Source organism: Leptolyngbya sp. DQ-M1, assembly GCF_039962505.1.
Lineage (GTDB): Bacteria > Cyanobacteriota > Cyanobacteriia > Leptolyngbyales > Leptolyngbyaceae > Leptolyngbya.
The window spans coordinates 1,163,820-1,185,074 of the sequence record NZ_JAMPLJ010000001.1 but is presented as its reverse complement, the minus strand read 5'-3'; the positions used below and the strand labels follow the sequence as shown (position 1 = coordinate 1,185,074).

Genomic DNA, 21,255 nt, shown 5'->3' with positions numbered 1-21,255 from the left:
AAAGGGATGCTTATTCTTGCTTGGTGCCTGTTTCCTGCTCAAACTGCGATCGAGTGAGCGGTTGATCGACTATCAGCCCTTCACCGCCTAATACCGTGAGCGGCTTTCCTTCGACTGAGAGAAAGACTTTGGCATTGGGATTGAGACTGGTTGCGGTGTAGAGAACTTGAGCGAGGCGACCCGTCATCGATGAACTACCACCGCCAGAGGTGAATGCTTTAGAGAGATCAACATAGATAGAATCTGATTTCACCTTAAGGCTGCGGAGCGTTGTGCCTTTGGGAACACCACTGCTTAAATCTTGGCTCGGGGCGGCGCTGAACAGAGTATTGAAGGCGGCGGTGAGTGGGGCTTCGTCTCGATCGGCAGATTTGACCTTGACCGCAACCGGGGCAAGTTCGAGATCGGTGGCGCTATCTTTCAGCCAATAAACTTGAGCAGTTTTTTCGGTTGCGGCTACTTGAATCGGATTTTGTGAGGCTGCGGGAGCGCTAGGAACTGATGCAGGAGCATTTGCTTGAGGGGACTTGACGGCAACTGGAGTCGGTTGGTTGTTGTGGGTGTTTTGCCAAGTAAAAAAGGCGGTGGCACCCCCCGTTGCGACGACGAGGGTAGAGAGTCCGACTACGATTCCGAGCGGAAAGCGGCGTTTATCCTTTGGCATGAGGAAGACCTCGGCGTAAAACTGATGGATAGAATTTTCGATAAGTGGTAGCGCGACCTCCAGATTCTACAAAGCTACAGAGTGTTGTAGCGTCATTTCGGGATTCTTCAGAAATTGATAAATTTGCGATCGCTTGAAACTGTAAGTCGGATTCGCTTGAATGAGGGTAGCTAGGGGATTAGGTATGACGCAGTATCAGAAGATTCTTAGAATTGCAACGCAGGGAAAATCGCTGCATAAAATTACTTCGCAGGTGAGCGCGATCGTGGTGGAGTCGGGCATTAAAACGGGCTTGTGTAATCTATTTTTACGGCACACTTCTGCGAGTCTGATTATTCAGGAGAACGCTGACCCAGATGTGCTGCGGGATTTAGAGAATTTTTTCGCGAAGCTGGTTCCAGAGTGGGAGAACTATATTCACAGTACGGAAGGAGCGGATGATATGCCTGCTCATATTCGGACAGTGCTGACTCACTCGTCTGAGCAGATTCCGATCGCTCAGGGACGATTAGTGTTGGGAACGTGGCAGGGCATTTATCTATGGGAGCATCGCCAACAGCGTCACACACGGGAGTTAGTGGTGCATTTGATGGGTGAGTGATCGTTGTTGAGTTGACTTTGTTTAGCGGAGTTTCGCGATCGCGCCTTGCTCCAGTAGCACCTTCTGAGTTAGTAAATCTCGAATGGTTGCCGTTAAGATTCGCTGTTCTGTGACCTGCAATTCCACAGAGATTCGATCGGCTCCAAGTTTTCCGGGTGGATCAAGTCGGGCAACACAGATTTGATTGCGATCGCGATCGAGCGATCGGTAAGTTTCTTTGTGGCGCAGTGGTGTACTGCTCATTCGTCCCTGAGCATCATAGGTGACTTCTGCTTCGGTCACTTGCGCTACTTCACCAATGTCTAATCGAATCTCAGTTTGTCCTTCTAAAGCCACTTGCAAGGTCAAAGATTCTTCGCGTTTGCAAGGGTACTTTGTGCCAGGTTCAAACAAAGGAAAGTAGGTATACGATCGAGAATAAGGCTCCCACAATCGAATCGCATAACCATGCCGGAGATAGTCTTCGAGTCTCGCAATCTGTGTCAGGAAGAGCGCTCCATGCGCTACCGCTTCAAAGGGTTTATGTACCTGAACTCTTTGCCGCCCGAAATATGACATAAACAATTGCTGAATGGCTCGAATCTGACAGCTTCCCCCGACCAATAACACTTGTTCGATGTCAGATTTCTGAACCCCTTTACGCAGACCTAACTGCAAGGTTTCATCGATCGCTTGTCGCACTTGCTCCAAGAGTTGTCGAGCTTCTAGCAGGTCTTCAAACTGAGATCGCGTCAACATCAAGTCATGATAGATAAAATTCTCCTCATCAAACCAGCTTTCTTTTGCTTCCTCTGCACTGGATAGCCGAATTTTTAACTGTTCTGCGATCGACAATAAATTCTGCCAACCCATCTCACTGATTGCCTCTCGCGTCGTATTCAATTGTTGTAGATAGTGTTCAACAATCCAGCGATCAAGGTCTTCACCCCCAATGTAAGCATCTGATTTTGCTAACACTTCAGCCTGTAAAACTTCCTGACCGCTTGACATCGTTGAAGTTCTCACCAAGCTTAAATCTAATGTTCCGCCGCCAAAATCAGCGACTAGCACTGTTGATCCGGGTTGATCGACTGCATATCCCAATGCTGCGGCAGTTGATTCATCAACGAACTTCACAGCAGGAAAACCAAACTTCAGTGCAACATCCTGAAACCAATTGAGATATCTTTCAAATGCTCCGACCGGAACTGTGAAAATTAGCAATGAAGGTTGAATCTGTGCGGCTTTAATCGCTTGCCAAATCCCACTTAGAAATTGAACCGCGATCGCCTCCGCATCATAAACCTGTCCATCTAATGTTCTGGCTGGAGGCTGAAAATCTGCCGCTAAATCTCGCTTAAACGAGCGGAAGAATCGCTGAGGCTGCGTTAATCCGAGACGCTGCGATCGCACAGGCTCCCCAACCACAAACTCTCCTTGCCCTTGCACAAACACCAAACTGGGTACAACGGCAACATCATTGAACCATCGAGAAATCTCAGGAACTCTCAAAGTCATCGGAGTCTGTGTATCAGGTTCCAACACACTAACCACCGTGTTACTGGTGCCAAAATCGATCGCAACTGCGGTCATGATGTTGCTCCCGCAGGTAAAGTTCGGCTGACTTTAGCAGGAACTAAGATTTGACTACTCGATCGATAGCCCACAAATCTCACATACACCAGCTCTCCTGGTGCTAAATCAGCAACATCGCCCTGATGCAGTTGTGGATCAAACTCGACTTGCTCCCAAGGTTTGCCGATCGTTTGATAGCCCCAAAACTGAATTAAGTTATCGAGTGCAGTGAACATTCCAACTAAGTTCCGAGCAGGTAAATCTGGCTTTGTCTCTGTTATTTGTCGCACACTGGGATACTGTGTTAACAGAGATTGAATTTGCTCAAAAGCTTTCGTTTTAGAATCTTGCTGTGTTTGAACGGATTGTATTTCTAGCTGCGATCGCAATCTCACACACTGCTGCTTCAATTCCTCGATTTGAGCTTCTAAAGCTGCTTTTTCTCGCTGGCTCGTTTGCCAATCTGAAATAGCGGTTTCTCGCTTTTGTTCTAAATCAGCTTGTGTTTGCTTTAGAGCATCAATGTCCGATCGCAACTCGGAGGTAGCTTTTCGCCAATACAGCGCACCCCACCCGATCGCCGCAAACAACAAACTATTCAGCACGAGATCCATGCGATTACTCCTGCTGAATAGTTTGGGATTGTTCAACCATTAATTGTTCAACCATTAAAAGATTGTCCTCGCTGTCGTGATATTCGGGCAACAACTCCCGCGCCTCGATCGAACCCAGCGATCGTTCTAAATCTTCAGTTGCCAGGGTACAACTTTCACCTGATCCGTTTAGCACCGTTTCTGTAACTTTGCCATCTTTACCGATGCGATACTCAATCTGCTGATAGTTTGCCATCGTTCTAGAAAAAGTAAGCTTGCACCTGCATTATGTACAGGAAATTAAATTCAAACTAGAAAAATTGTACTATAAAACCCGACCCTGAGTTCGAGTTCTCAAGCATCGGGTTTCAATTGCTTCAATTATGCTTATTGAGCGCTGGGTGCTGTGGGCGCTGAAGCTTCGTTGTACCGCCGTGGCACTTGAGCAAAGCGATAGCTTGTTAGACTGCTCGCGATCGTAAAATGCTGATTGATGATTGGTAATCCTTGATTTGCTACGGTGAGCAAACTCGGATTGCGCCCGAATGCTGCTTCGCGCTGATAAAGAGATGCCGCCTCTAAGTGAGCATTGATACCACCTTCATCGAGATAAGCAGTATCAAACTGCGTTCCTGACAATTGCGAAAACCGTTGCATAAGTGCTTGATACTTCGGACCTGGAGCGGTCGGCAGCGTTACCTGGAGCTGAGGAGCAATGCGCGTTAACTGTTGCTTCACATTTTGTTGCTCTGCAATCTCAGCTTGTGCAAACTTTTGCACTGACGGATTGGTTGATTTCTGCAGCGCCATCTCACCCAACATGATGTTAGCTAGTCCAAATTGCGCGGCTTCGTTAACAAATGCAAGATCAACCGCGTTGGCTTGATTGGTGTTGACGGTAGGGATACGCGGCGACTGTTGAGCATTAACCTGAGAAAAGAACGAACCCCCGATCGCGAAACACAATCCCACGATCGCAGAAATTGCTACGATGTAATACTTTCTAAACATGAAACCTATCCTATTTCTACAAAAATGAAGAGCATGATTCGGGGAAATTCCACAGATGCTCTTCATTCATGTTCGTAGCTTGAGAAACAGTTTCCTCTCCCTAGAGGCGTGTTCCTGAAAGTTAAATTCCAGCACCGTCGAGAAACTCATCGATCACGCGATCGCGCAATCGACAGGCTTCTCCTTCATTCACGGGTTCGGGCTTCGGCTCGACCGCAGGCATGGCATAACAAGCGGCTAATGATTCACGAGTTTGCAGGCTTTGGATCTGCTGCTCTAAAGTCTCAATGCGATCGACCAATGCCCGAATCACTTGCGCTTCGGAGTCCGGTAAGCGCCCATGTTCAAGGGGTTCAACTCGCTCTCCGGCACGATACACAATCCGCCCCGGAACGCCCACAACCGTGCAATCCGAGGGAACATCCCGCAGCACCACTGATCCCGCCCCGATTCGCACATTGTTGCCAAGCTGAATGTTTCCCAGCACTTTTGCGCCTGCACCCACGACCACGTTTTCTCCGAGGGTTGGATGTCGTTTGCCGCATTCTTTTCCGGTTCCGCCCAGCGTCACCCCTTGATAAATCAGTGCGTAATCTCCGACGATCGCTGTTTCACCGATCACAACACCCATTCCGTGATCGATAAAGACGCTTTGACCGATCGTGGCTCCAGGGTGAATCTCAATTCCCGTAAAAAATCGTCCAATCTGTGAAATCAATCTCGGCACAAAGGGTACGCCCACTTTGTATAGCCAGTGAGCGATCCGATGCAGCATCAAGGCTTGTAACCCCGGATAGCAGAACAGTACCTCTAACCAATTGCGGGCAGCGGGGTCACGATCGAAAATAATTTTGAAGTCAGCAATCAGGCTTTTCAGCACAGTGGCATCCCTATGTGGCGTGATAAGACCAAAAACTATCTTAGCGTGTCGAGTGAATCGAGATCATCCGCGTGGTAATTCGGCAAACCCCCTATAATGAGAGACTGCATTCTTTCACGCCCTACTCATGTCAGACGAACTTCGCCAAACTCGAATCGAGAAAGTAGAACAACTCAAGCAGTTGGGAATCAATCCCTATGCGTATCGGTGGGAAACAACCCATGCGGCGGCACAGTTGCAGGAAAAGTTTGCTGAGTTGCCAAGCGGTGAAGAAGATCCGATCGAGGTTGCGATCGCGGGCAGAATTATGACGCGTCGCGTCTTTGGAAAATTGGCGTTTTTTACGCTGCAAGACGAGACCGGAACGATTCAGCTTTATCTAGAAAAAAGCCGAATTCAAGAATTCATGCCAGATAATCCAGAGGCGTTTAATCAGCTCAAACAGCTAACGGATGCAGGTGATTTTCTGGGAGTGCGGGGCACGATTAAGCGCACCGAAAAAGGCGAATTGTCGGTGTATGTGAAAGATTACATGATGCTGACCAAATCGCTGTTGCCATTGCCAGATAAGTGGCATGGATTGACCGATGTGGCAAAGCGATATCGTCAGCGCTATGTGGATTTGATTGTGAATCCAGAAGTGCGCGATACGTTTCGTAAGCGGGCATTAATTACCGCAGGCATTCGCCGCTATCTGGATGAGCAAGGCTTTATCGAAATTGAAACACCTGTGTTGATGAGTGAAGCCGGTGGGGCAGATGCCCGCCCGTTTATCACGTATCACAACACCATGGATATGCAGCTTTATCTGCGGATCGCAACTGAATTGCATCTAAAGCGGCTGATTGTGGGCGGCTTTGAGAAAGTGTTTGAACTGGGTCGAATTTTCAGAAACGAAGGCATTTCGACACGACACAATCCTGAGTTTACGTCGATCGAGGTTTACCAAGCCTACGCTGATTACCACGACATGATGAATCTCACCGAGGCGATCATTACCACCGTGGCGCAGAAGGTGATTGGAACGCTCAAAATTAATTATCAAGGCGAAGAAATTGATCTCACTCCCCCTTGGCGGCGAATCACCATGCACGAAATTGTGCAGGAAAAAACCGGGATCGATTTTGCTCAATTCACGTCGTTAGAAGACGCGAAAGCAGCGGCGAAAACAGCAGGAATTCGCGACATTGAGGATTGCTCGTCGATCGGTAAACTCCTCAACGAAGCCTTTGAGCAAACCGTCGAAACCACGCTAATTCAACCGACCTTTATTCTTGATTATCCAGTCGAGATTTCACCTCTAGCAAAACCGCATCGATCGCAGCCCGGACTGGTCGAACGCTTTGAATTGTTCATCGTCGGGCGCGAAACCGCGAATAGTTTCTCGGAGTTAACTGATCCGTTGGATCAGCGCGATCGCTTGGAAGCGCAAGCAGCGCGAAAAGCAGCCGGAGACCTCGAAGCGCATAGTGTCGATGAGGACTTCTTGACCGCCTTAGAGTACGGAATGCCGCCGACCGGAGGCTTGGGAATTGGCATCGATCGCCTGGTAATGCTGTTAACCGATTCAGCTAGTATCCGCGATGTGATCGCTTTCCCGCTATTGAAACCTGAGAAAGAAGAGTAATTGCAACAAATGTTGTTTTACTGAGCGAGATCTTGCACGATCGCTGCAAAAAGCAGTCAGAAACATCGAATCGCGCCTGACTGCTTTAGATCCCAGAATTGGGTCGATCACCTGGTGTTGACATAGCGCTATCTAGCCGCCGAAGAAACTCCTCGATCGTGATTGGGAAAATCTTGATTCTCATGCAAATAATGGCTAACCGCTCTCTGGCTTAACAGTCTGCCCAACTGTAACCATGTCAAATAGCTCAGCAGCAGGATAAACAGCAGAGAGAAAAATAAAGCAGGCAGAACTGGAACTCCAAGCACTTCCAATCCGGAGGCAGTGAGGATGTAGATTCCACTCATCATGCCGGTCAGCGGCAGGATAATTTGCACCGCTCCTCTGAAGGGTAGGTCACTCGCAGAGAAATGTTTAGACCAATAATCAATGCGTTCTCTAACCAAAGCGACAAATGGAATTGCGCTAGTCACAGCGATAAAAAAGCCGACAAATAGCAAAAAATAAGGAGGATCGGGTCGAGCCATTGCCAGATCTCCAAGTTGTTCAAAAGAAATAAACCAGTTCATCGTTTTTCCCTAATTTCTATTTCTAATTGCTTCAAAAAACGGTTAAATCAAAACTGTTCTAAGCGTGAATAGCTCCCTATTTGTGAGGAATTTAGGGAGCTACTTCATTGTTGACTGCTTTAAATTTCACCTACAGAGCAATCTGAATAACTCCCTCAAAAGGTGAAGAACTTCGTGAAAACTCCAATATTGATGAGAAGAAATGTGAAGCTTTTTTTCTCACTTTACAATCGCTAAACTCCCCAAATTAAATATCAAGCGGTAGATCAATCGCAGCCGGATAACGCCCCTGGGGTAAATCGATCGATCTCCAAATCGACGGAACTTTATTCAAAAATGGCACTCGGCGGCGGTGTCGATGTTTCTCTAGCAAGTCTTCGTACAGCGCTTCGACTTGAGAAATATTGTTGCTCAGCGTGTAGCGCTCTTCTACCCGCTGTCTCGCCTTCTGCCCCAGTATCGTTGTCCAACTTGCGTGATCTCGCAGTTGAGGAAGTAATGCTCTCAACTGTGACGTGACTCGCTGCGTTTCTAGAACAATTCCCGCCTCGTCTTCTAAGACTTCACCATCTGCCCCCGCATCGGTCGCCACACACGCGACTCCACACGCCATTGCTTCTAGAAGAGACAGCGATAAGCCTTCGACGAGCGACGGCAAGATAAACACATCCGTATCGCGCAAGATGTTAATACGATCGCGCTCATCTGCCAAAAATCCTAGCCATTTAATCCCGTGTTCCTCGCCGTAAAACGGAATCAGCGAAGCCGCTAAAGTTCCATGATTACCCACAATCACCAGCTTGCAATCCTCACCCATATTCGCCTGCTTCCAAGCTTTTAAGAGGGATTCAACATTCTTTTCGGGTGCGATTCGACCTTGATACAAAAACAACCGTTTTGCACCCACCCTGGCTTTAAACGACGATGCTCCCGGTGAGTATTTTTCAATATCCACTCCGTTTGGAATCACCGCGATCTTTTCTGCTGGAACACCCAGTTTGATGAGTAAATCTCGCTGGATTCTGGAGAAAATAATCACACGATCGTACTTCGCCAAAGAGGGTGCATAAAGCTGGTACATCAAATGCTGAGTCCCAGAGGTGAGATTGCGAAGTTTGCGATCGAACGCAGGATGAAACGTTGCAACTAAAGGAAGGTTCAACGTCTGACAAATCTCCGGCAGCATAAAGTCAAGCGGCGATAGTGTCAGCGAGGCGTGAACCAAATCGGGCTTTGGCGATAGATTTTTAAGCGCTTGTTCGAGAACTTTGGCGGATTTTAGCGTCGGGATCGTGTAGATTTGCGATTTATATAAAAAGGGAATCTGAATTTCTCTGAGATCGGGAAAGTTGTCGGGAACTCCTTCTTCCTGAGCAAAGTGGAAGAAGCTAACTTGATGTCCTCGATCTAACAGAGCATTCGTAACTTCTCGACTGTAGGTAACATTGCCGCAAAACGGTGTTTTCTTGCCAAGCCAAGCGATGTGCATTTGAGTTTAGTAATAGAGACTAAGGGTGATGTGAGGCTCAAGGTCGTAGAAACAACACGTCTCTGGTTCCTAAGCTCTTATTCCTGGTTATTATCATTCGTATGTGCAATATACCAGGTTAGCGATCCGCCCGCGATCGTCAAGGCAGCAAGCGCCAGAAACACGATTCTCAACCCAAAGATCGTTTCAGATACGCCCGCTAAAACCAGCGGCAACGACAACGCGATGTTAACAGCATTGTTTTGCAGACCAAAGACTTTACCTCGCATATCTTCGGGTGTTTCTTGCTGAATTGTGGTTTGCATCGGAATTCCAATCAATGCGGCAAAGGCTCCCAGCGCCACCAGCAATCCGAGGGTAATCCAAAGATGACTGTAGAAAAAGCCAATTCCAACCAGACAGGATGCCATGCCGATCGACCCGATCGTTCCCAGTCTTGCATGAGCAAAACGCTGTCCAAAACTCCCCAGCAATGCCGCTCCCGCCGCCATGCCGACGCCGCCTGCTGCCAAGAGAAACCCAAACTGTGAAGACTTAATTTCGGGCATCACTTCCGCGAGTCGCACCGCCAAAACTGCGAGTGCCGCGAAAATCGAAAACAGAATCACAAGCTGAATCAGTGCGCCCCGGACATGAGCGTGTTTACCGAGAAAGCGCAGTCCGTCTTTGATATCTGCCCAAACGTGCGGTTGATCTTCCGGTGCAACCTCCTGTGGCTTCTCCCCAGTGCGCATCAATAGCAGGAGAACACCTGCAATCACATAACCACCCCCCACGAGCAATTCTTTACCAAAGTCCGTGCTGCTGCCAAATTGACTGGCGATCGTATCCGCCAGCGCCAACAACGGTTCACCCACCGCGAATCCGATAATCACCGAAGCCATTGCAGTCGTGGTGTACAGCGAATTGGCTGAAAGCAGATGTCGTTTCTCCACGACAAGCGGCATGATGGATTGTTCTGCGGGTGCGAAAAACTGCGTCAGCGTCGAAACCAAGAAGGTCACGACTAAGAGCAGACAGAACCCAACCGGTAAGTCTTTGAATGTTGTCCAGCCTTTAGTCAGCCAAAGCATAACCGGCAGCGCAAATACTAGCGCCCCGCGCAGTAGATTGGTCGAGACTAAAACGCCTTTTTTCGACCAGCGATCGACATAGACCCCCGCGATCGAACCAAATAAAATCGCCGGAATTGTGAATGCGATCATAATCGAGGACACCCAACCGCTAATCGTCTGCCCCTCCGACTGAAAGCGACTCGCAATCAAAGCAATCATCAGCACCAGATAGACCTTATCTGACAACTGCGAGAATACCTGACCCGACCAGAGCGTAAGAAAATTACGGTTTCTCAGGACGGGTGCAAATCCTCGTTCTGGCTCTTCAGGCGGTTCTGGTACAGGTTGATCTGGCGATACCACCTTCCCATTTTCAGAAACCTCGCCATCGAAATCAGGGAGGGTATTCTCTTTTGGCATCAATCGCGGCTCGATCGAGCGACTCGGCGGCTGAGAGCGAAACGGCTCAGGATGAGGATTCAGGCGGGCTGAATCGTGATCGAGCGCGGACATTAAAACGTAGTCGGTTGGGGAGGGTCGCATCATGGTTTAAGGCATCGAGTCGGTTGCAAAACAGCTTTCAATCAGGGCAGCAGATCGAATCGGTTGATCGAAGTGATACTGCGCGTACTGACGAAGCAACTTTTCGAGAGTGAGCCAGACGGCGGTGGAATGTTGGTCTGGCGCAGGTGGTTCAGCCTGGGGGAGATGCTGAAGCGCGGCAAGTTCGGGGGCGTAGAGTGGCACATTCAAAGCAGCGTGGAATTTTCGAGGGGAAGTCGAAACGCTTGATCCTGCCACCCGATATTCTCCCACAGGTGACTGGACTCGGTACTGCGGGGACTGTTCTTGGATCAGGCGATCGAGTTCTTCGAGCTTGACCACTCCGCCGATCGCGCTGCTAAATCCAGCTTGCGGCTCAGAACTGCTCAAATCTGGCTCGATCGTGGCTCCGGTGACGCTGCACTGATGCACTTGAGGCGCGACTCCAGCCACCACCAAAAGCTGAAAAACGGCGTGAATTAACCGAGGCAGCACTTCATCATCCGTGCATTGCTCGATTCGGGCTAGGTGCTCATTTAATAGATAGAAGAGTTCTTCTTGAGGCTGTTCGCTGAGGGCTTGCTGAAGGGTGAGTTCGGCTAAATATTGCCCTGCGGTCAGTTTCTTCAGGTTGCGCCCCAAGCCTGGATAAGACTCCAGCGTTTCGGCTTGCGTGATTTTGTCGAGCGATCGTCCTTTTGCCATCAGCAGTTCGTTCACAACAAACAAGCCACTGCGCCCCCCCAGTTTAGAATTTTGCTTACGCGCCCCCATCGCTACGGCTCTAAGCAATCCGAATTCCTTCGTCAAAATCGTGACGATTCGATCTGCCTCTCCCAGGGGCATCGCTTTAAGATTGATTCCGATCGCTTTGTAAGTTCGGCTCATGAACCAGATTCATTGGGGGTCTTTTCTAGGGTATCGCGCTGACGCAGTAACTCGACACCCCTGGATGTTCCAAGCCGTGTCGCTCCCGCCACAATCAAATCTAAAGCCTGTTCGACAGTGCGGATTCCCCCAGAAGCCTTAATTCCGACCCGATCCTGGGCGATTTCTTTCAAAAGGCGGACATCTGCGACAGTCGCTCCTCCGTTCCAGCCTGTACTGGTTTTGAGAAAGGCGGCTCCGGCATCCATGCACATTTGGGCAGCAGTGCGTTTTTCCGCTTCGGTCAAAAGTGACATTTCCAAGATGGCTTTAATCGGACAGCCGGTGGATTCCCGAATCTCTGCAATTTCTCGATAAAGGGCATCGAGATTACCAGACTTTAACCAACCGAGATTAATCACGATATCTAGTTCTGTCGCGCCGTTTTCGACGGCTTCTTCTGCCTCATAGCGCTTGATGATCGAGGTGTTTGCCCCTAAGGGAAATCCAATTACCGTCGTGACTTTAGGCTGCTTGGTATGCAGCAGGTTTGTCGCTTGCTTGACGTGAATCGGAAGGACGCACACGGAGGCGAAGTGATAGCGATCGGCTTCCTCGCACCACTGCTCGACTTGAATAGGAGTCGCGATCGGTGTGAGCAAGGAATGATCAATAAAAGCCGCAATATCGATATCTGGATAAGACTGACTCATTGCGTTCTTTTGGAAACTGCACTCTTCAGAATCGCATAAAAATCCGTAGTCCAACTTTCTGAACTACGGACATCTAGCAAATGGTTATAAATAAAGAAGCTGAATTAACGAGTACCAGATCCCCCAGTGCTACTGGGCGGAGCATTCGGTTCGGGATCGAAGGTTGAATCTATTAATTTAGTGATAGGCTGAAAATCATGGTGGAAAGCGGAGTGCAGCGCTTTCCCAGCGGATGGCGCTGCTACACTCCTTGCGATCGTAATAACTTCAGCCTGAGCAAATTTTGCCAGTGAGAGCGATGCACCTAAAGCCAGAGTTGCTGTCAGTGCCATCCTTGAGAACGTACTCATTTGCAGCAACCGATGGAGATAAAGCATTTATCTTATTCACTTCCTTCACAGTATCTTAATTGATCCAGCAAGATAATTCCAGTGTTTATACGGTAGTCTTATCGCGGTTTTATAGAATCGAAATGATACTTAAGTAATTGCACAGGAGCATAGAGAGGATTTCTACTCGCGAAAGCTTTAATAACTCAATTCTGCGATTTTTATAAAATATTCATGCCGATCCGTGATGTTGTCTCAGGTTTTTAAGTTTGTTGAAAATTTTTCTCCTAAGAAACTTTGCTCGTCTCGCTCCCTTTATCTGTTAACTTTTAGATCTTTTCTAAGAGCTTTTCCAAAACCTAATCTTTACTTTATAGTCTCTTCATAAAAGTTGACAGTGTGCACCTAACCTTATTAAACACAACTGTGCAATTACGAAACCTTATAAAACTATAAAACTTTAGACTCTGTTCGATCGCGCCCGTGAAAAAATCCAAAGCCAGCAGAAATCGTAGTGTTGAATTAAGCGACCTCGACCGACAACGCCTGAGATCAAGGCTGATTTCGATCGCTGAGCTTTCTACCAACCCACCAATAGGGACTATTCAAGCAGATAGCTTAGCGATTTCCGCTCTGCTACCCGATAGATTTGTGGATCTTTTAATCCTCGATCCGCCCTACAACTTGTCAAAGAATTTCAACGGGTTGAGATTTGAACGTCGCTCAGTCGAAGCGTATACGGCTTGGCTAGAGGCTGCGATCGTTGCCTTTAAACCATTGCTCAAACCGACAGCCTCCCTTTATATCTGCGGCGATTGGCTGTCTTCGGCTTCGATTTACACGGCGGCTTCCGCTCATTTCACGGTTCACAATCGGATTACTTGGGAGCGTGAGAAAGGACGAGGTGCAAAAGCGAACTGGAAGAATTCGAGCGAAGATATTTGGTTCTGTACCGTTTCAAATCAGTACACCTTTAACTTAGATGCCGTGAAATTGCGGCGACGAGTGCTGGCACCCTATCGGACGATCGACAAAACGCCGAAAGATTGGGAATCGACCGAGCAGGGGAATTTCCGCGATACGCATCCATCAAACTTTTGGTCAGATATCACGATCCCGTTCTGGTCGATGCCTGAGAATACAGAACATCCCACTCAAAAAAGCGAAAAACTGCTCGCCAAGCTAATTTTGGCAAGCTCGAATCCGGGGGATTTTGTCTTTGATCCGTTTGTTGGCAGTGGGACGACTTCGGTGGTGGCGAAGAAGCTCGATCGATGTTATCTCGGCATCGATTTAAACGAAGAATACTGTCTGTTAACCGAGCGGCGATTGGAACTGGCGGAGAACGATCGCCGGATTCAAGGCTGGTCAGACGGAGTATTTTGGGAGCGCAATACGTTCGCATCGCAGCAGAAATAAGCGCGATCGTGACTTCGATGCTTCAAATGACATCATCGAGCGTCTTCTATTTCTGTCTTGGCGATCGCTAATTTATTACGACAAAATAATTAAATTGTTAAGCTCTGTTTCAAGTTGCCGTAGTCCGTAACAGAAGGGCAAAAGCCGCGTGATACGATGGCTTTCGTAGCTTTAAAGAAATTGGGAGAAAACCTTTGACACTCCGGGTTGCAGTTGTAGGCGGTGGTCCTGCTGGTTCTTCCGCAGCAGAGACCTTAGCAAAAGCGGGTATTGAAACCTATCTTATTGAGCGCAAGTTAGACAACGTTAAACCCTGTGGTGGGGCAATCCCCCTCTGTATGGTGTCGGAATTTGACTTGCCCGAAAACATCATCGATCGCAAAGTGCGAAAGATGAAAATGATTTCCCCCTCGAATGTCGAAGTTAGTATCGGTAGCACGTTAAAAGACGACGAATATATCGGAATGTGTCGCCGCGAAGTCCTAGATGGCTTCCTGCGCGATCGTGCCGTCTCCCTCGGCGCAAAGTTGATTAATGGCACGATGCACAAGCTGGAATTGCCCACCAGCGCAAACGGCTCCTACACGCTGCACTATGCCGATCACTCGGATGGCAGCTTGGAAGGAAAAGCCGCAACGCTCGAAGTCGATCTGGTCGTTGGTGCAGATGGCGCAAACTCGCGAGTGGCAAAAGCGATCGATGCCGGGGATTACAACTATGCGATCGCCTTCCAAGAGCGGATCATGCTGCCTGATGACAAGATGGCGTACTACGAAGACCTCGCTGAGATGTACGTGGGCGACGATGTTTCCACCGATTTCTACGCTTGGGTGTTTCCGAAGTACAACCACGTTGCGGTGGGAACCGGAACGATGGCTCCGAACAAAGCAGACATCAAAAAGCTACAGGCTGGAATTCGGGCAAGAGCCGCGAAAAAACTCAGAGGCGGAAAGATCATTCGGGTTGAAGCACATCCGATTCCAGAGCATCCGAGACCTCGCCGTGTGGTTGGTCGCGTTGCCTTAGTTGGAGATGCAGCTGGAACCGTGACCAAATCTTCGGGTGAAGGCATTTATTTCGCTGCGAAATCGGCGCGGATGTGTGCAGAAACGATCGTCGAATTTTCTGAAAACGGTCGTCGCATTCCCACGGAAGCCGATTTGAAAGTGTATCTGAAGCGTTGGGATAAGAAGTACGGGCTCACCTACAAAGTGCTGGACATTTTGCAAACGGTATTCTACCGAACCGATGCAACCCGCGAAGCCTTTGTCGAAATGTGTTCGGATATCGATGTGCAAAAGCTCACTTTCGATAGCTACCTTTACAAAACGGTTGTCCCGGCAAATCCGTTGGTGCAACTGAAGATCACGGCGAAAACGATCGGCAGCCTGATTCGCGGCAATGCGTTAGCGCCCTAAGTCAAGATTGCCTTTGCTAAGATGCGATCGTGCAGCACTGCGCGATCGCTTTTTATTGGTCGATCTGAATTCGCAATTGCTCGGTTCTCCCTACCTTTACTTCGTTTACGATCGCCATAGAAACCCCAAACCGCTATTCTGAGTTCCAAACTATGATCACGCAACCGCCCAGAATCAAGCTTTTGACGATGTTCCAACTCGGTCTGTATCAGATGGGGTTGGGCATGATGTCGGTGTTAACGCTTGGTGTGCTAAATCGCATCATGATTAAAGAATTGGCAATTCCGGCAACGATCGCAGCAGGCGCGATCGCGGTGCATCAATTCATGGCTCCCGCTCGATTGTGGTTTGGGCAGATGTCGGACGCAAAACCGATCGCAGGCTATCACCGGACGGGCTATGTGTGGATCGCGTCGGTGCTGTTTTCGCTGACTGCGTTTCTGGCAGTTCAGGTGATGTGGCAAGTGGGCGCGAGTTTGCAGACGGTTGGATGGAGTCTACAAACACAGCTTTGGATCGGCGTATTAGGGCTGGTCTTTGCGCTGTATGGGTTGACTTTGAGCGCGGGATCGACTCCGTTTGCGGCGCTATTGGTCGATGTGAGCGAAGAAGAAGAACGATCGAAATTGGTCGGAATTGTTTGGTCGATGCTGATGGTGGGAATTGTGATCGGGGCGATCGTCACCTCTCGATTGTTACCAGCCGAAGGAACTGCGAATTTAGCCGCGTTGCGTCCGGCGGTCGATCGCGTGTTTGTAATCATTCCAAGTATTGTCTGTGGGCTGTGTGTGTTAGCAACGCTTGGAGTTGAAAAGAAGTATTCGCGGTTTAGTACACGGACGACCTTCGATCGCGAGGATCAAATTACCTTAAGCCGAGCGATTCGAGTGTTAACGGCTTCACCGCAAACGGGATTATTCTTCACCTTCTTGCTATTCATGACGATTAGCTTGTTTATGCAAGATGCGGTGATGGAGTCTTATGGCGGACAAGTGTTTGGAATGTCGGTTGCAGAAACGACTCGCCTAAACGCCTTTTGGGGCATGGGCACCTTGATTGGAATTAGTAGCGCCGGATTTGCGATCGTGCCTCGCCTCGGAAAAACTAGAACCGCCAAACTCGGATGTGTTCTCGTTGCAGCCTGCATGATCTTTATCATCTTCACAGGCTTTACCGCGAACCCCAAACTTTTACAAAGTGGATTATTCCTGTTTGGTTTAGCATCGGGAATCACAACCACGGGCGCGATTAGCTTAATGCTCGATCTAACGGCGGTTGAAACCGCAGGAACGTTTATCGGGGCATGGGGATTAGCACAAGCGTTGGCGAGAGCATTAGCAACGATTTTCGGCGGTGGCGCTTTAGATGTGGGCAAAGCGATTTTCTCGAATTTGACGCTATCGTATGCGGTGGTATTCGGATTACAAGCGATCGGAATGCTCGTTGCGGTCGGATTGCTGAGCCGCGTCGATGTCAAAGCGTTTCGCAATAATACAAAAGCTGCAATTTCAACGATTTTGCAAGGTGAGTTGGATTAATGACTCAAGCAAAACCCCGATTTCAGACGATCAAAGAGTATCTTGATTACGATGATGGAACTGACACCCGCTACGAATTGGTTGATGGGGTGCTGGTAGAGATGGGCGCAGAAAAGCCAATTAATACCGCGATCGCCGTTTTCTTGATCGGATACTTTCTACAGCTCGGAATTCCAGTATCCCGAATTGACATCAAACATTTGATTGCAGTGAGTTCGTCGAGAGTGACTGCACGCGATCCAGATTTAATGATTCATTCCGAAGCATCGCGTGATGCCATGAATCGAACTGCTCAGTTATTTCTGTCGGCTACAATGCCTGCACCTTTGCTTGTGATCGAAGTCGTTTCGCCAGGGGAGCCTGGAAGCGACAACTATAACCGCGATTACATTGAGAAGCCCAGGGAGTACGCGGCGCGAGGAATTCCTGAGTATTGGCTGATTGACCCCAATCGAGCTGTGGCACTTGTGCTAACGCTACAGAACGATCGCTATCAACCGAAAGAATTTAGAAACAACGATCGTCTCGTTTCCCCCACGTTTCCAAACCTGCAATTAGCAGCAGCGCAAATTTTAGAGGCAGGAGCATGAATTTTTTAGAAATCAAAACCTTTTCAGAAACGATTACTCATAAAGTTGGGGCACAACTGCTGAAAGATTTTGGACAGGTGCAGGCGGCGGAAAAAGCAGACGGAAGCCTTGTTACACAGTCCGATCGCTGGGCAGATGAGCAAATTCGGGCAGCAATCTCGCAAAAGTTTCCCGATCACGGTGTTTTAAGTGAAGAAGCGGAGCATTGTTTTCCCGATCGTGAGTGGTGCTGGATTATCGATCCGCTAGATGGAACGACGAATTTTGCGCGGGGCTTACCGCTCTGGGGGATTTCGATCTCGCTTCTCTATCAAGGCACCCCAGTCTTCGGCTATGTGCATCTGCCGCCGTTGAATCAATCGTTTCATGGATATTGGTGCGGCGAATCGGGGCTAGATTTACCATCGGGGGCATTTCTCAATGACAAACCAATTCACGCAAGCCAAGAAGCTCTCACCCGCAATCACTTTTTTAATCTATGTGCCCGCAGTACCTCAGTGCTGAAAAATCCATTTCCGGCAAAGATTCGGATGCTAGGAGTTGCGACCTATAACTTACTTACAGTCGCGGCAGGGGCGACGATGGGCGGCGTAGAAGCAACGCCAAAGATTTGGGATATTGCCGCAGTTTGGGCGATCGTACAAGCAGCAGGCGCGGTTTGGCATCCCTTGGAATCGTCTCCGATTTTTCCGCTAGAAGTCGGCAAGGATTACAGTACGCGATCGTTTCCCACTTTAGTCGTGACTCGAGCAGATTTAGTGCCCGTGTTTAAACCGTTAGTGAGAACGATCGGGCAACAATCTAAAGGGTAATGACGATCGTATCTCCAACCGCTAACTTCAAATAATTCTGAGCATTGCCGCGATTCATCGCAATCTCAATCCAACCATGACTGCCAATCAATCCAATAACCTCACCGATCGCAGCATCTGCATAAGTCGTCTTTCCTGAAAAGATTGCCTCATTGATGCGAATTCTCCAAGGACGATCGCGCACTCGCTCTCCTGGAATGTTGGTAATGAGATTGCCGAAATGATCGATCGCTTGAATCACGCCGAGCAATCCTGCTTCCGTTTCAATCACATCCGGAGTCGGTAACTGCACGATCGAACTTAAATCGATCGCAGTGCCTAGCTCCTGTAAGGGAACTCCACTCGCCAAATGTGCCGCAGCCGGCGCAAAAATATCGCGTCCGTGAAACGTAGTGCTCGGAGTTAGTAATCGCCAATACTGCGGATTGCTCAGTTCAACCGCCGCGATCGCATCGCTCAAAACACCGCTAATCAACCCGTTATCTGGTGCGACCACAAACCCAGATTTGAGTCGAACCGCAATCGATCGCCGCTGACTCCCGACTCCCGGATCAACGACGGCAAGATGAACCGTTCCACTTGGAAAATAAGGATAAGCATTCATCAGGTGAAATCGCGCGGTTGCAATGTCCTGTGGCGGAACTTGGTGTGTTAGATCGATCGTCTGAATCTGGGGATTGATTTGTGCGATCGTTCCCTTCATTACTCCCACATAGACATCATTTAGTCCGAAGTCAGTCAGCAGCGTGATTAACATTTGTCCGTCGAAAGTATGAATTTTTAGTAGCATAAGCTACCGTTTGAAATGACCGATGCTAAAATTAAATAATGGTGATAAGCAAAGCTAACCTCTAGGAAATTCCAATTATGAACAGAAATCGCCTGCATTCAGCAGAAGTTGCGAGAGTCCATCGCGAAAACCTACAAAGAAACCTGCAACGCCGCATGGATGCAGCTAAAGCGCGGGGTGATCAAGCGTTGCTGCGGATGCTGGAAGCAGAAGCAAGCTACCTGAGATAATTCATTGTTTTGTAAAATCTCAAATTTAGCGCGACGAAAGCCGCGCTTTTTTATTGCATTATAAACTCTCTGCTCGGAAGTAATCGCCGGACTTGCCTCCGGTCTTGCTGAGAAGATAAATTTGCTCGATCGTAATCGACTTCTCGATCGCTTTTGCCATGTCATACAAAGTCAACGCCGCGATCGAAGCTGCCGTCAGCGCTTCCATCTCCACCCCGGTTTCTGCCTTGATCTTCACCGTCGCTTGAATCTCAAACCCCGGTCGCTCTGGTTGCGCTGTGATCTTGACTTCCACTTTTTGAATCGGCAAGGGATGACACAGCGGGATTAAATTTGCCGTTTGTTTTGCCGCCATAATCCCGGCAATTCGCGCGGTTCCCAGCACGTCTCCTTTCGGTGTATCTCCGGACTCGATCGCCTGCATGGTCTCTGATTTCATCCGAACATGCGCGATCGCAGTCGCTTGTCTCACCGTTGCCGCTTTTGCCGAGACATCTACCATTTGTGCTTGTCCTGTGGCATCGAGATGAGAAAGTTCGATCAATTTTTCAGATTGTTTTGTCATTTGCGTCAGATCGTTGTATATTGAATAAGTGCCGATAAGGGCTTGTAGCTCAGTGGACTAGAGCACGTGGCTACGGACCACGGTGTCGGGGGTTCGAATCCCTCCTAGCCCGTTTTATATTCTAGGGATGTTCAAGCAACATCCCTTTTGTTTTTTAAATTTGTTCTTTAAACTAAAAAACCCCTCAATCAAAGTGAGGGGTTATTAGAGCGATCGATCAAACCCAAATCTTACATGCCGCGATTCGGCTCAACGTAAGCGGTGGTTGCGCGGGGCTTGCGGGTTCCTACTGCTGCACCAGCCAAAGATGCTGCCAAACCGAGCAACGAACCAATCACGAACGACCAGCCTGCGGTTGCAGTGTTGCCTGCAATGTTACGAGCATCTTGAGCAGAAATGTTCGGTCTTGCAGCGTTCGGATCAACATTCGGAACACCCGTTTGCGGCAGAGCGGCACCTGCTGCGTTTGCTGCGCTCGAAACCGCCAAACCAAATGCACCCGTAACACCACTTGCCAACAGGTAAGCGCTCAGTGCCAAAGTGGTTGCCCAAAGAATTGCACCGTTGAGCAATGCGGTGCTGCGGTTCATCGGACCACAAGCGCGTGCCATCACCCAGCTACCGATAAACAGCGAAATCAACAAGCTGATCGTTGCCCAAATTCCGACTGCGGTTCCGACTCCGCCTGCCTCCGTCCGGGGCGCACCGGAGTTTGCGATCGAGGTTGCGCCAATTGCTGCACCCAGCGCGCTCAGAATTAACTGAGACACCAGTGCAACCATCAAACCGGAGATAATCGGGCCCCAACGAACGCGGTCATGATAGTCGCCCGCAACCGGGATAACAGCCGCTTCAGCGACAGGACGATTAGTATATGCCATTGTGAATTGTCTCCCCTAACAAGATAGTTATTTGCAAAGAAATTACTCTTGGCATCACTATAAGGTTTGCAGAAATAAAATCACTCTACCGGGAGTGAGACCATACAGATACCCCGTTAGAGAGAAATCATTGGGGATCACGATCGAATTCAGTTTGTGAACGTGAGCCGAATCAACGAATTTTCACAGCAGTTCCAACCGCAGTAATTAAAAGAAGAACGCCGGATTGATCAAGTTGGATTGTGCCAGTATTCACTTCGATTCCCACAACGGCATTTGCGCCTAGACTTTGTGCCCGTTTTTGGAGTTCTGCGAGGGCGTTTTGCTGCCCTTGTTCAAAGACGCGCTCATATCCTGCGGTACGTCCACCAACGATGTCACGGATGCCGGCAAAGAAATCTTTGAGGGCGTTCGTTCCGTAGACCACTTCGGCCGTAACGACACCGAGGTATGATTCGATCGCAACATCTTGTATTGTATCGGTGGTTGTCATTAGCATCGTTTCATCTCGCTCAAA

The 21,255-nt window shown here is 48.9% G+C and carries 24 protein-coding genes and 1 tRNA gene; 9 read left to right on the top strand and 16 right to left on the bottom strand.

The features are described from left to right. Nucleotides 1–10: 10 nt before the first annotated feature. A complete protein-coding gene (locus tag NC981_RS05750) occupies nucleotides 11–664 on the bottom strand; it encodes a GerMN domain-containing protein (protein ID WP_348241968.1) in 654 nt (217 codons plus the stop codon). A 184-nt stretch (nucleotides 665–848) separates the two neighbouring features. Here NC981_RS05750 and NC981_RS05745 point away from each other — a divergent pair, with 184 nt between their 5' ends. Next, on the top strand, nucleotides 849–1,265 hold the full coding sequence (locus tag NC981_RS05745; protein WP_348241966.1) for a secondary thiamine-phosphate synthase enzyme YjbQ: 417 nt from the start codon (nucleotides 849–851) through the stop codon (nucleotides 1,263–1,265). Between the two features lie 21 nt (nucleotides 1,266–1,286). Here the strand turns inward: NC981_RS05745 and NC981_RS05740 are convergent, their stop codons facing one another. The 5 genes from NC981_RS05740 to cysE all read right to left on the bottom strand — a co-directional run bounded on the left by NC981_RS05740 (nucleotide 1,287) and on the right by cysE (nucleotide 5,303). Beyond that, nucleotides 1,287–2,837 carry an Hsp70 family protein gene (locus tag NC981_RS05740; protein ID WP_348241964.1) on the bottom strand — a complete coding sequence of 517 codons (1,551 nt, stop codon included), beginning with the start codon at nucleotides 2,835–2,837 and terminating at the stop codon, nucleotides 1,287–1,289. Next, nucleotides 2,834–3,433, bottom strand: a complete 600-nt coding sequence (locus NC981_RS05735) for a molecular chaperone GrpE (protein ID WP_348241962.1) — start codon at nucleotides 3,431–3,433, stop codon at nucleotides 2,834–2,836. Before NC981_RS05735 ends, NC981_RS05740 begins: the two co-directional genes overlap by 4 nt. A gap of 4 nt (nucleotides 3,434–3,437) precedes the next feature. Next, on the bottom strand, nucleotides 3,438–3,668 hold the full coding sequence (locus NC981_RS05730; RefSeq protein ID WP_348241960.1) for a DUF2997 domain-containing protein: 231 nt from the start codon (nucleotides 3,666–3,668) through the stop codon (nucleotides 3,438–3,440). A 131-nt stretch (nucleotides 3,669–3,799) separates the two neighbouring features. Continuing rightward, nucleotides 3,800–4,423, bottom strand: a complete 624-nt coding sequence (locus NC981_RS05725; RefSeq protein ID WP_190375601.1) for a DUF4142 domain-containing protein — start codon at nucleotides 4,421–4,423, stop codon at nucleotides 3,800–3,802. A gap of 121 nt (nucleotides 4,424–4,544) precedes the next feature. Next, complete coding sequence (gene cysE / locus NC981_RS05720) at nucleotides 4,545–5,303, bottom strand: serine O-acetyltransferase (RefSeq protein WP_348241958.1); 759 nt, start codon at nucleotides 5,301–5,303, stop codon at nucleotides 4,545–4,547. Nucleotides 5,304–5,430: 127 nt separating this feature from the next. On the opposite strand from cysE, the gene lysS reads away from it, so the two are divergent. Then, nucleotides 5,431–6,930 (top strand): lysine--tRNA ligase, encoded by a 1,500-nt coding sequence (gene lysS, locus NC981_RS05715; RefSeq protein ID WP_348241956.1) that lies wholly within the window; start codon nucleotides 5,431–5,433, stop codon nucleotides 6,928–6,930. Nucleotides 6,931–7,058: 128 nt separating this feature from the next. Here the strand turns inward: lysS and NC981_RS05710 are convergent, their stop codons facing one another. The 6 genes from NC981_RS05710 to NC981_RS05685 all read right to left on the bottom strand — a co-directional run bounded on the left by NC981_RS05710 (nucleotide 7,059) and on the right by NC981_RS05685 (nucleotide 12,543). Continuing rightward, the gene (locus NC981_RS05710) at nucleotides 7,059–7,499 is read right to left on the bottom strand and encodes a hypothetical protein (RefSeq protein ID WP_190375598.1); all 441 of its coding nucleotides are present in this window, start codon (nucleotides 7,497–7,499) and stop codon (nucleotides 7,059–7,061) included. Between the two features lie 247 nt (nucleotides 7,500–7,746). Further along, nucleotides 7,747–8,988 (bottom strand): glycosyltransferase family 4 protein, encoded by a 1,242-nt coding sequence (locus NC981_RS05705; protein ID WP_348241954.1) that lies wholly within the window; start codon nucleotides 8,986–8,988, stop codon nucleotides 7,747–7,749. A gap of 77 nt (nucleotides 8,989–9,065) precedes the next feature. Next, nucleotides 9,066–10,589 (bottom strand): MFS transporter, encoded by a 1,524-nt coding sequence (locus NC981_RS05700; RefSeq protein WP_348241952.1) that lies wholly within the window; start codon nucleotides 10,587–10,589, stop codon nucleotides 9,066–9,068. 3 nt (nucleotides 10,590–10,592) lie between these two features. Beyond that, nucleotides 10,593–11,432 (bottom strand): DNA repair protein RecO, encoded by an 840-nt coding sequence (gene recO, locus NC981_RS05695; RefSeq protein ID WP_348242050.1) that lies wholly within the window; start codon nucleotides 11,430–11,432, stop codon nucleotides 10,593–10,595. Nucleotides 11,433–11,470: 38 nt separating this feature from the next. Then, on the bottom strand, nucleotides 11,471–12,166 hold the full coding sequence (gene deoC / locus NC981_RS05690) for a deoxyribose-phosphate aldolase (protein ID WP_348241950.1): 696 nt from the start codon (nucleotides 12,164–12,166) through the stop codon (nucleotides 11,471–11,473). Nucleotides 12,167–12,270: 104 nt separating this feature from the next. Continuing rightward, nucleotides 12,271–12,543: a hypothetical protein gene (locus NC981_RS05685; RefSeq protein ID WP_348241948.1), complete on the bottom strand. Its 273-nt coding sequence runs from the start codon at nucleotides 12,541–12,543 to the stop codon at nucleotides 12,271–12,273. A gap of 603 nt (nucleotides 12,544–13,146) precedes the next feature. Here NC981_RS05685 and NC981_RS05680 point away from each other — a divergent pair. From NC981_RS05680 to NC981_RS05660, 5 genes are all read left to right on the top strand, one after another. Next, on the top strand, nucleotides 13,147–13,914 hold the full coding sequence (locus tag NC981_RS05680; protein WP_348241946.1) for a site-specific DNA-methyltransferase: 768 nt from the start codon (nucleotides 13,147–13,149) through the stop codon (nucleotides 13,912–13,914). Between the two features lie 194 nt (nucleotides 13,915–14,108). Next, nucleotides 14,109–15,332 (top strand): geranylgeranyl reductase, encoded by a 1,224-nt coding sequence (chlP, locus tag NC981_RS05675; RefSeq protein ID WP_348241944.1) that lies wholly within the window; start codon nucleotides 14,109–14,111, stop codon nucleotides 15,330–15,332. Nucleotides 15,333–15,484: 152 nt separating this feature from the next. Further along, nucleotides 15,485–16,870: a BCD family MFS transporter gene (locus tag NC981_RS05670; RefSeq protein WP_348241942.1), complete on the top strand. Its 1,386-nt coding sequence runs from the start codon at nucleotides 15,485–15,487 to the stop codon at nucleotides 16,868–16,870. Next, nucleotides 16,870–17,460, top strand: a complete 591-nt coding sequence (locus NC981_RS05665) for a Uma2 family endonuclease (RefSeq protein ID WP_348241940.1) — start codon at nucleotides 16,870–16,872, stop codon at nucleotides 17,458–17,460. Before NC981_RS05670 ends, NC981_RS05665 begins: the two co-directional genes overlap by 1 nt. Then, a complete protein-coding gene (locus NC981_RS05660; RefSeq protein WP_348241938.1) occupies nucleotides 17,457–18,272 on the top strand; it encodes an inositol monophosphatase family protein in 816 nt (271 codons plus the stop codon). Before NC981_RS05665 ends, NC981_RS05660 begins: the two co-directional genes overlap by 4 nt. On the opposite strand, the gene NC981_RS05655 is transcribed toward NC981_RS05660, so the two are convergent. After that, nucleotides 18,262–19,062, bottom strand: coding sequence for an SAM-dependent chlorinase/fluorinase (locus tag NC981_RS05655; protein WP_348241936.1), 801 nt, complete (start codon nucleotides 19,060–19,062; stop codon nucleotides 18,262–18,264). The genes NC981_RS05660 and NC981_RS05655 overlap by 11 nt on opposite strands. A gap of 77 nt (nucleotides 19,063–19,139) precedes the next feature. Between NC981_RS05655 and NC981_RS05650 the strand changes: the two genes are divergently transcribed. After that, the gene (locus NC981_RS05650) at nucleotides 19,140–19,292 is read left to right on the top strand and encodes a hypothetical protein (RefSeq protein ID WP_190375588.1); all 153 of its coding nucleotides are present in this window, start codon (nucleotides 19,140–19,142) and stop codon (nucleotides 19,290–19,292) included. A gap of 58 nt (nucleotides 19,293–19,350) precedes the next feature. Here NC981_RS05650 and moaC read toward each other — a convergent pair whose 3' ends face one another. Beyond that, nucleotides 19,351–19,857 (bottom strand): cyclic pyranopterin monophosphate synthase MoaC, encoded by a 507-nt coding sequence (gene moaC, locus NC981_RS05645; protein WP_348241934.1) that lies wholly within the window; start codon nucleotides 19,855–19,857, stop codon nucleotides 19,351–19,353. A 38-nt stretch (nucleotides 19,858–19,895) separates the two neighbouring features. Here moaC and NC981_RS05640 point away from each other — a divergent pair. Beyond that, nucleotides 19,896–19,969 (top strand) — tRNA-Arg (locus tag NC981_RS05640). A gap of 118 nt (nucleotides 19,970–20,087) precedes the next feature. Here the strand turns inward: NC981_RS05640 and NC981_RS05635 are convergent. Then, the gene (locus NC981_RS05635) at nucleotides 20,088–20,738 is read right to left on the bottom strand and encodes a hypothetical protein (RefSeq protein WP_348241932.1); all 651 of its coding nucleotides are present in this window, start codon (nucleotides 20,736–20,738) and stop codon (nucleotides 20,088–20,090) included. 172 nt (nucleotides 20,739–20,910) lie between these two features. After that, nucleotides 20,911–21,237, bottom strand: a complete 327-nt coding sequence (locus NC981_RS05630; protein WP_190375586.1) for a YbjQ family protein — start codon at nucleotides 21,235–21,237, stop codon at nucleotides 20,911–20,913. Between the last annotated feature and the right edge of the window lie 18 nt (nucleotides 21,238–21,255).

Excerpts from the sequence above, each read along its gene's own strand:
- NC981_RS05655 (WP_348241936.1), bottom strand. The coding sequence starts at position 19,062 with ATGCTACTAAAAATTCATACTTTCGACGGACAAATGTTAATCACGCTG.
- NC981_RS05670 (WP_348241942.1), top strand. The coding sequence starts at position 15,485 with ATGATCACGCAACCGCCCAGAATCAAGCTTTTGACGATGTTCCAACTC.
- NC981_RS05660 (WP_348241938.1), top strand. The coding sequence starts at position 17,457 with ATGAATTTTTTAGAAATCAAAACCTTTTCAGAAACGATTACTCATAAA.
- NC981_RS05745 (WP_348241966.1), top strand. The coding sequence starts at position 849 with ATGACGCAGTATCAGAAGATTCTTAGAATTGCAACGCAGGGAAAATCG.
- NC981_RS05650 (WP_190375588.1), top strand. The coding sequence starts at position 19,140 with ATGAACAGAAATCGCCTGCATTCAGCAGAAGTTGCGAGAGTCCATCGC.
- moaC (WP_348241934.1), bottom strand. The coding sequence starts at position 19,857 with ATGACAAAACAATCTGAAAAATTGATCGAACTTTCTCATCTCGATGCC.
- NC981_RS05635 (WP_348241932.1), bottom strand. The coding sequence starts at position 20,738 with ATGGCATATACTAATCGTCCTGTCGCTGAAGCGGCTGTTATCCCGGTT.
- lysS (WP_348241956.1), top strand. The coding sequence starts at position 5,431 with ATGTCAGACGAACTTCGCCAAACTCGAATCGAGAAAGTAGAACAACTC.
- NC981_RS05740 (WP_348241964.1), bottom strand. The coding sequence starts at position 2,837 with ATGACCGCAGTTGCGATCGATTTTGGCACCAGTAACACGGTGGTTAGT.
- NC981_RS05700 (WP_348241952.1), bottom strand. The coding sequence starts at position 10,589 with ATGATGCGACCCTCCCCAACCGACTACGTTTTAATGTCCGCGCTCGAT.
- NC981_RS05750 (WP_348241968.1), bottom strand. The coding sequence starts at position 664 with ATGCCAAAGGATAAACGCCGCTTTCCGCTCGGAATCGTAGTCGGACTC.
- NC981_RS05730 (WP_348241960.1), bottom strand. The coding sequence starts at position 3,668 with ATGGCAAACTATCAGCAGATTGAGTATCGCATCGGTAAAGATGGCAAA.
- NC981_RS05735 (WP_348241962.1), bottom strand. The coding sequence starts at position 3,433 with ATGGATCTCGTGCTGAATAGTTTGTTGTTTGCGGCGATCGGGTGGGGT.
- NC981_RS05705 (WP_348241954.1), bottom strand. The coding sequence starts at position 8,988 with ATGCACATCGCTTGGCTTGGCAAGAAAACACCGTTTTGCGGCAATGTT.
- NC981_RS05630 (WP_190375586.1), bottom strand. The coding sequence starts at position 21,237 with ATGCTAATGACAACCACCGATACAATACAAGATGTTGCGATCGAATCA.
- recO (WP_348242050.1), bottom strand. The coding sequence starts at position 11,432 with ATGCCCCTGGGAGAGGCAGATCGAATCGTCACGATTTTGACGAAGGAA.
- NC981_RS05665 (WP_348241940.1), top strand. The coding sequence starts at position 16,870 with ATGACTCAAGCAAAACCCCGATTTCAGACGATCAAAGAGTATCTTGAT.
- NC981_RS05685 (WP_348241948.1), bottom strand. The coding sequence starts at position 12,543 with ATGCTTTATCTCCATCGGTTGCTGCAAATGAGTACGTTCTCAAGGATG.
- NC981_RS05725 (WP_190375601.1), bottom strand. The coding sequence starts at position 4,423 with ATGTTTAGAAAGTATTACATCGTAGCAATTTCTGCGATCGTGGGATTG.
- NC981_RS05710 (WP_190375598.1), bottom strand. The coding sequence starts at position 7,499 with ATGAACTGGTTTATTTCTTTTGAACAACTTGGAGATCTGGCAATGGCT.
- deoC (WP_348241950.1), bottom strand. The coding sequence starts at position 12,166 with ATGAGTCAGTCTTATCCAGATATCGATATTGCGGCTTTTATTGATCAT.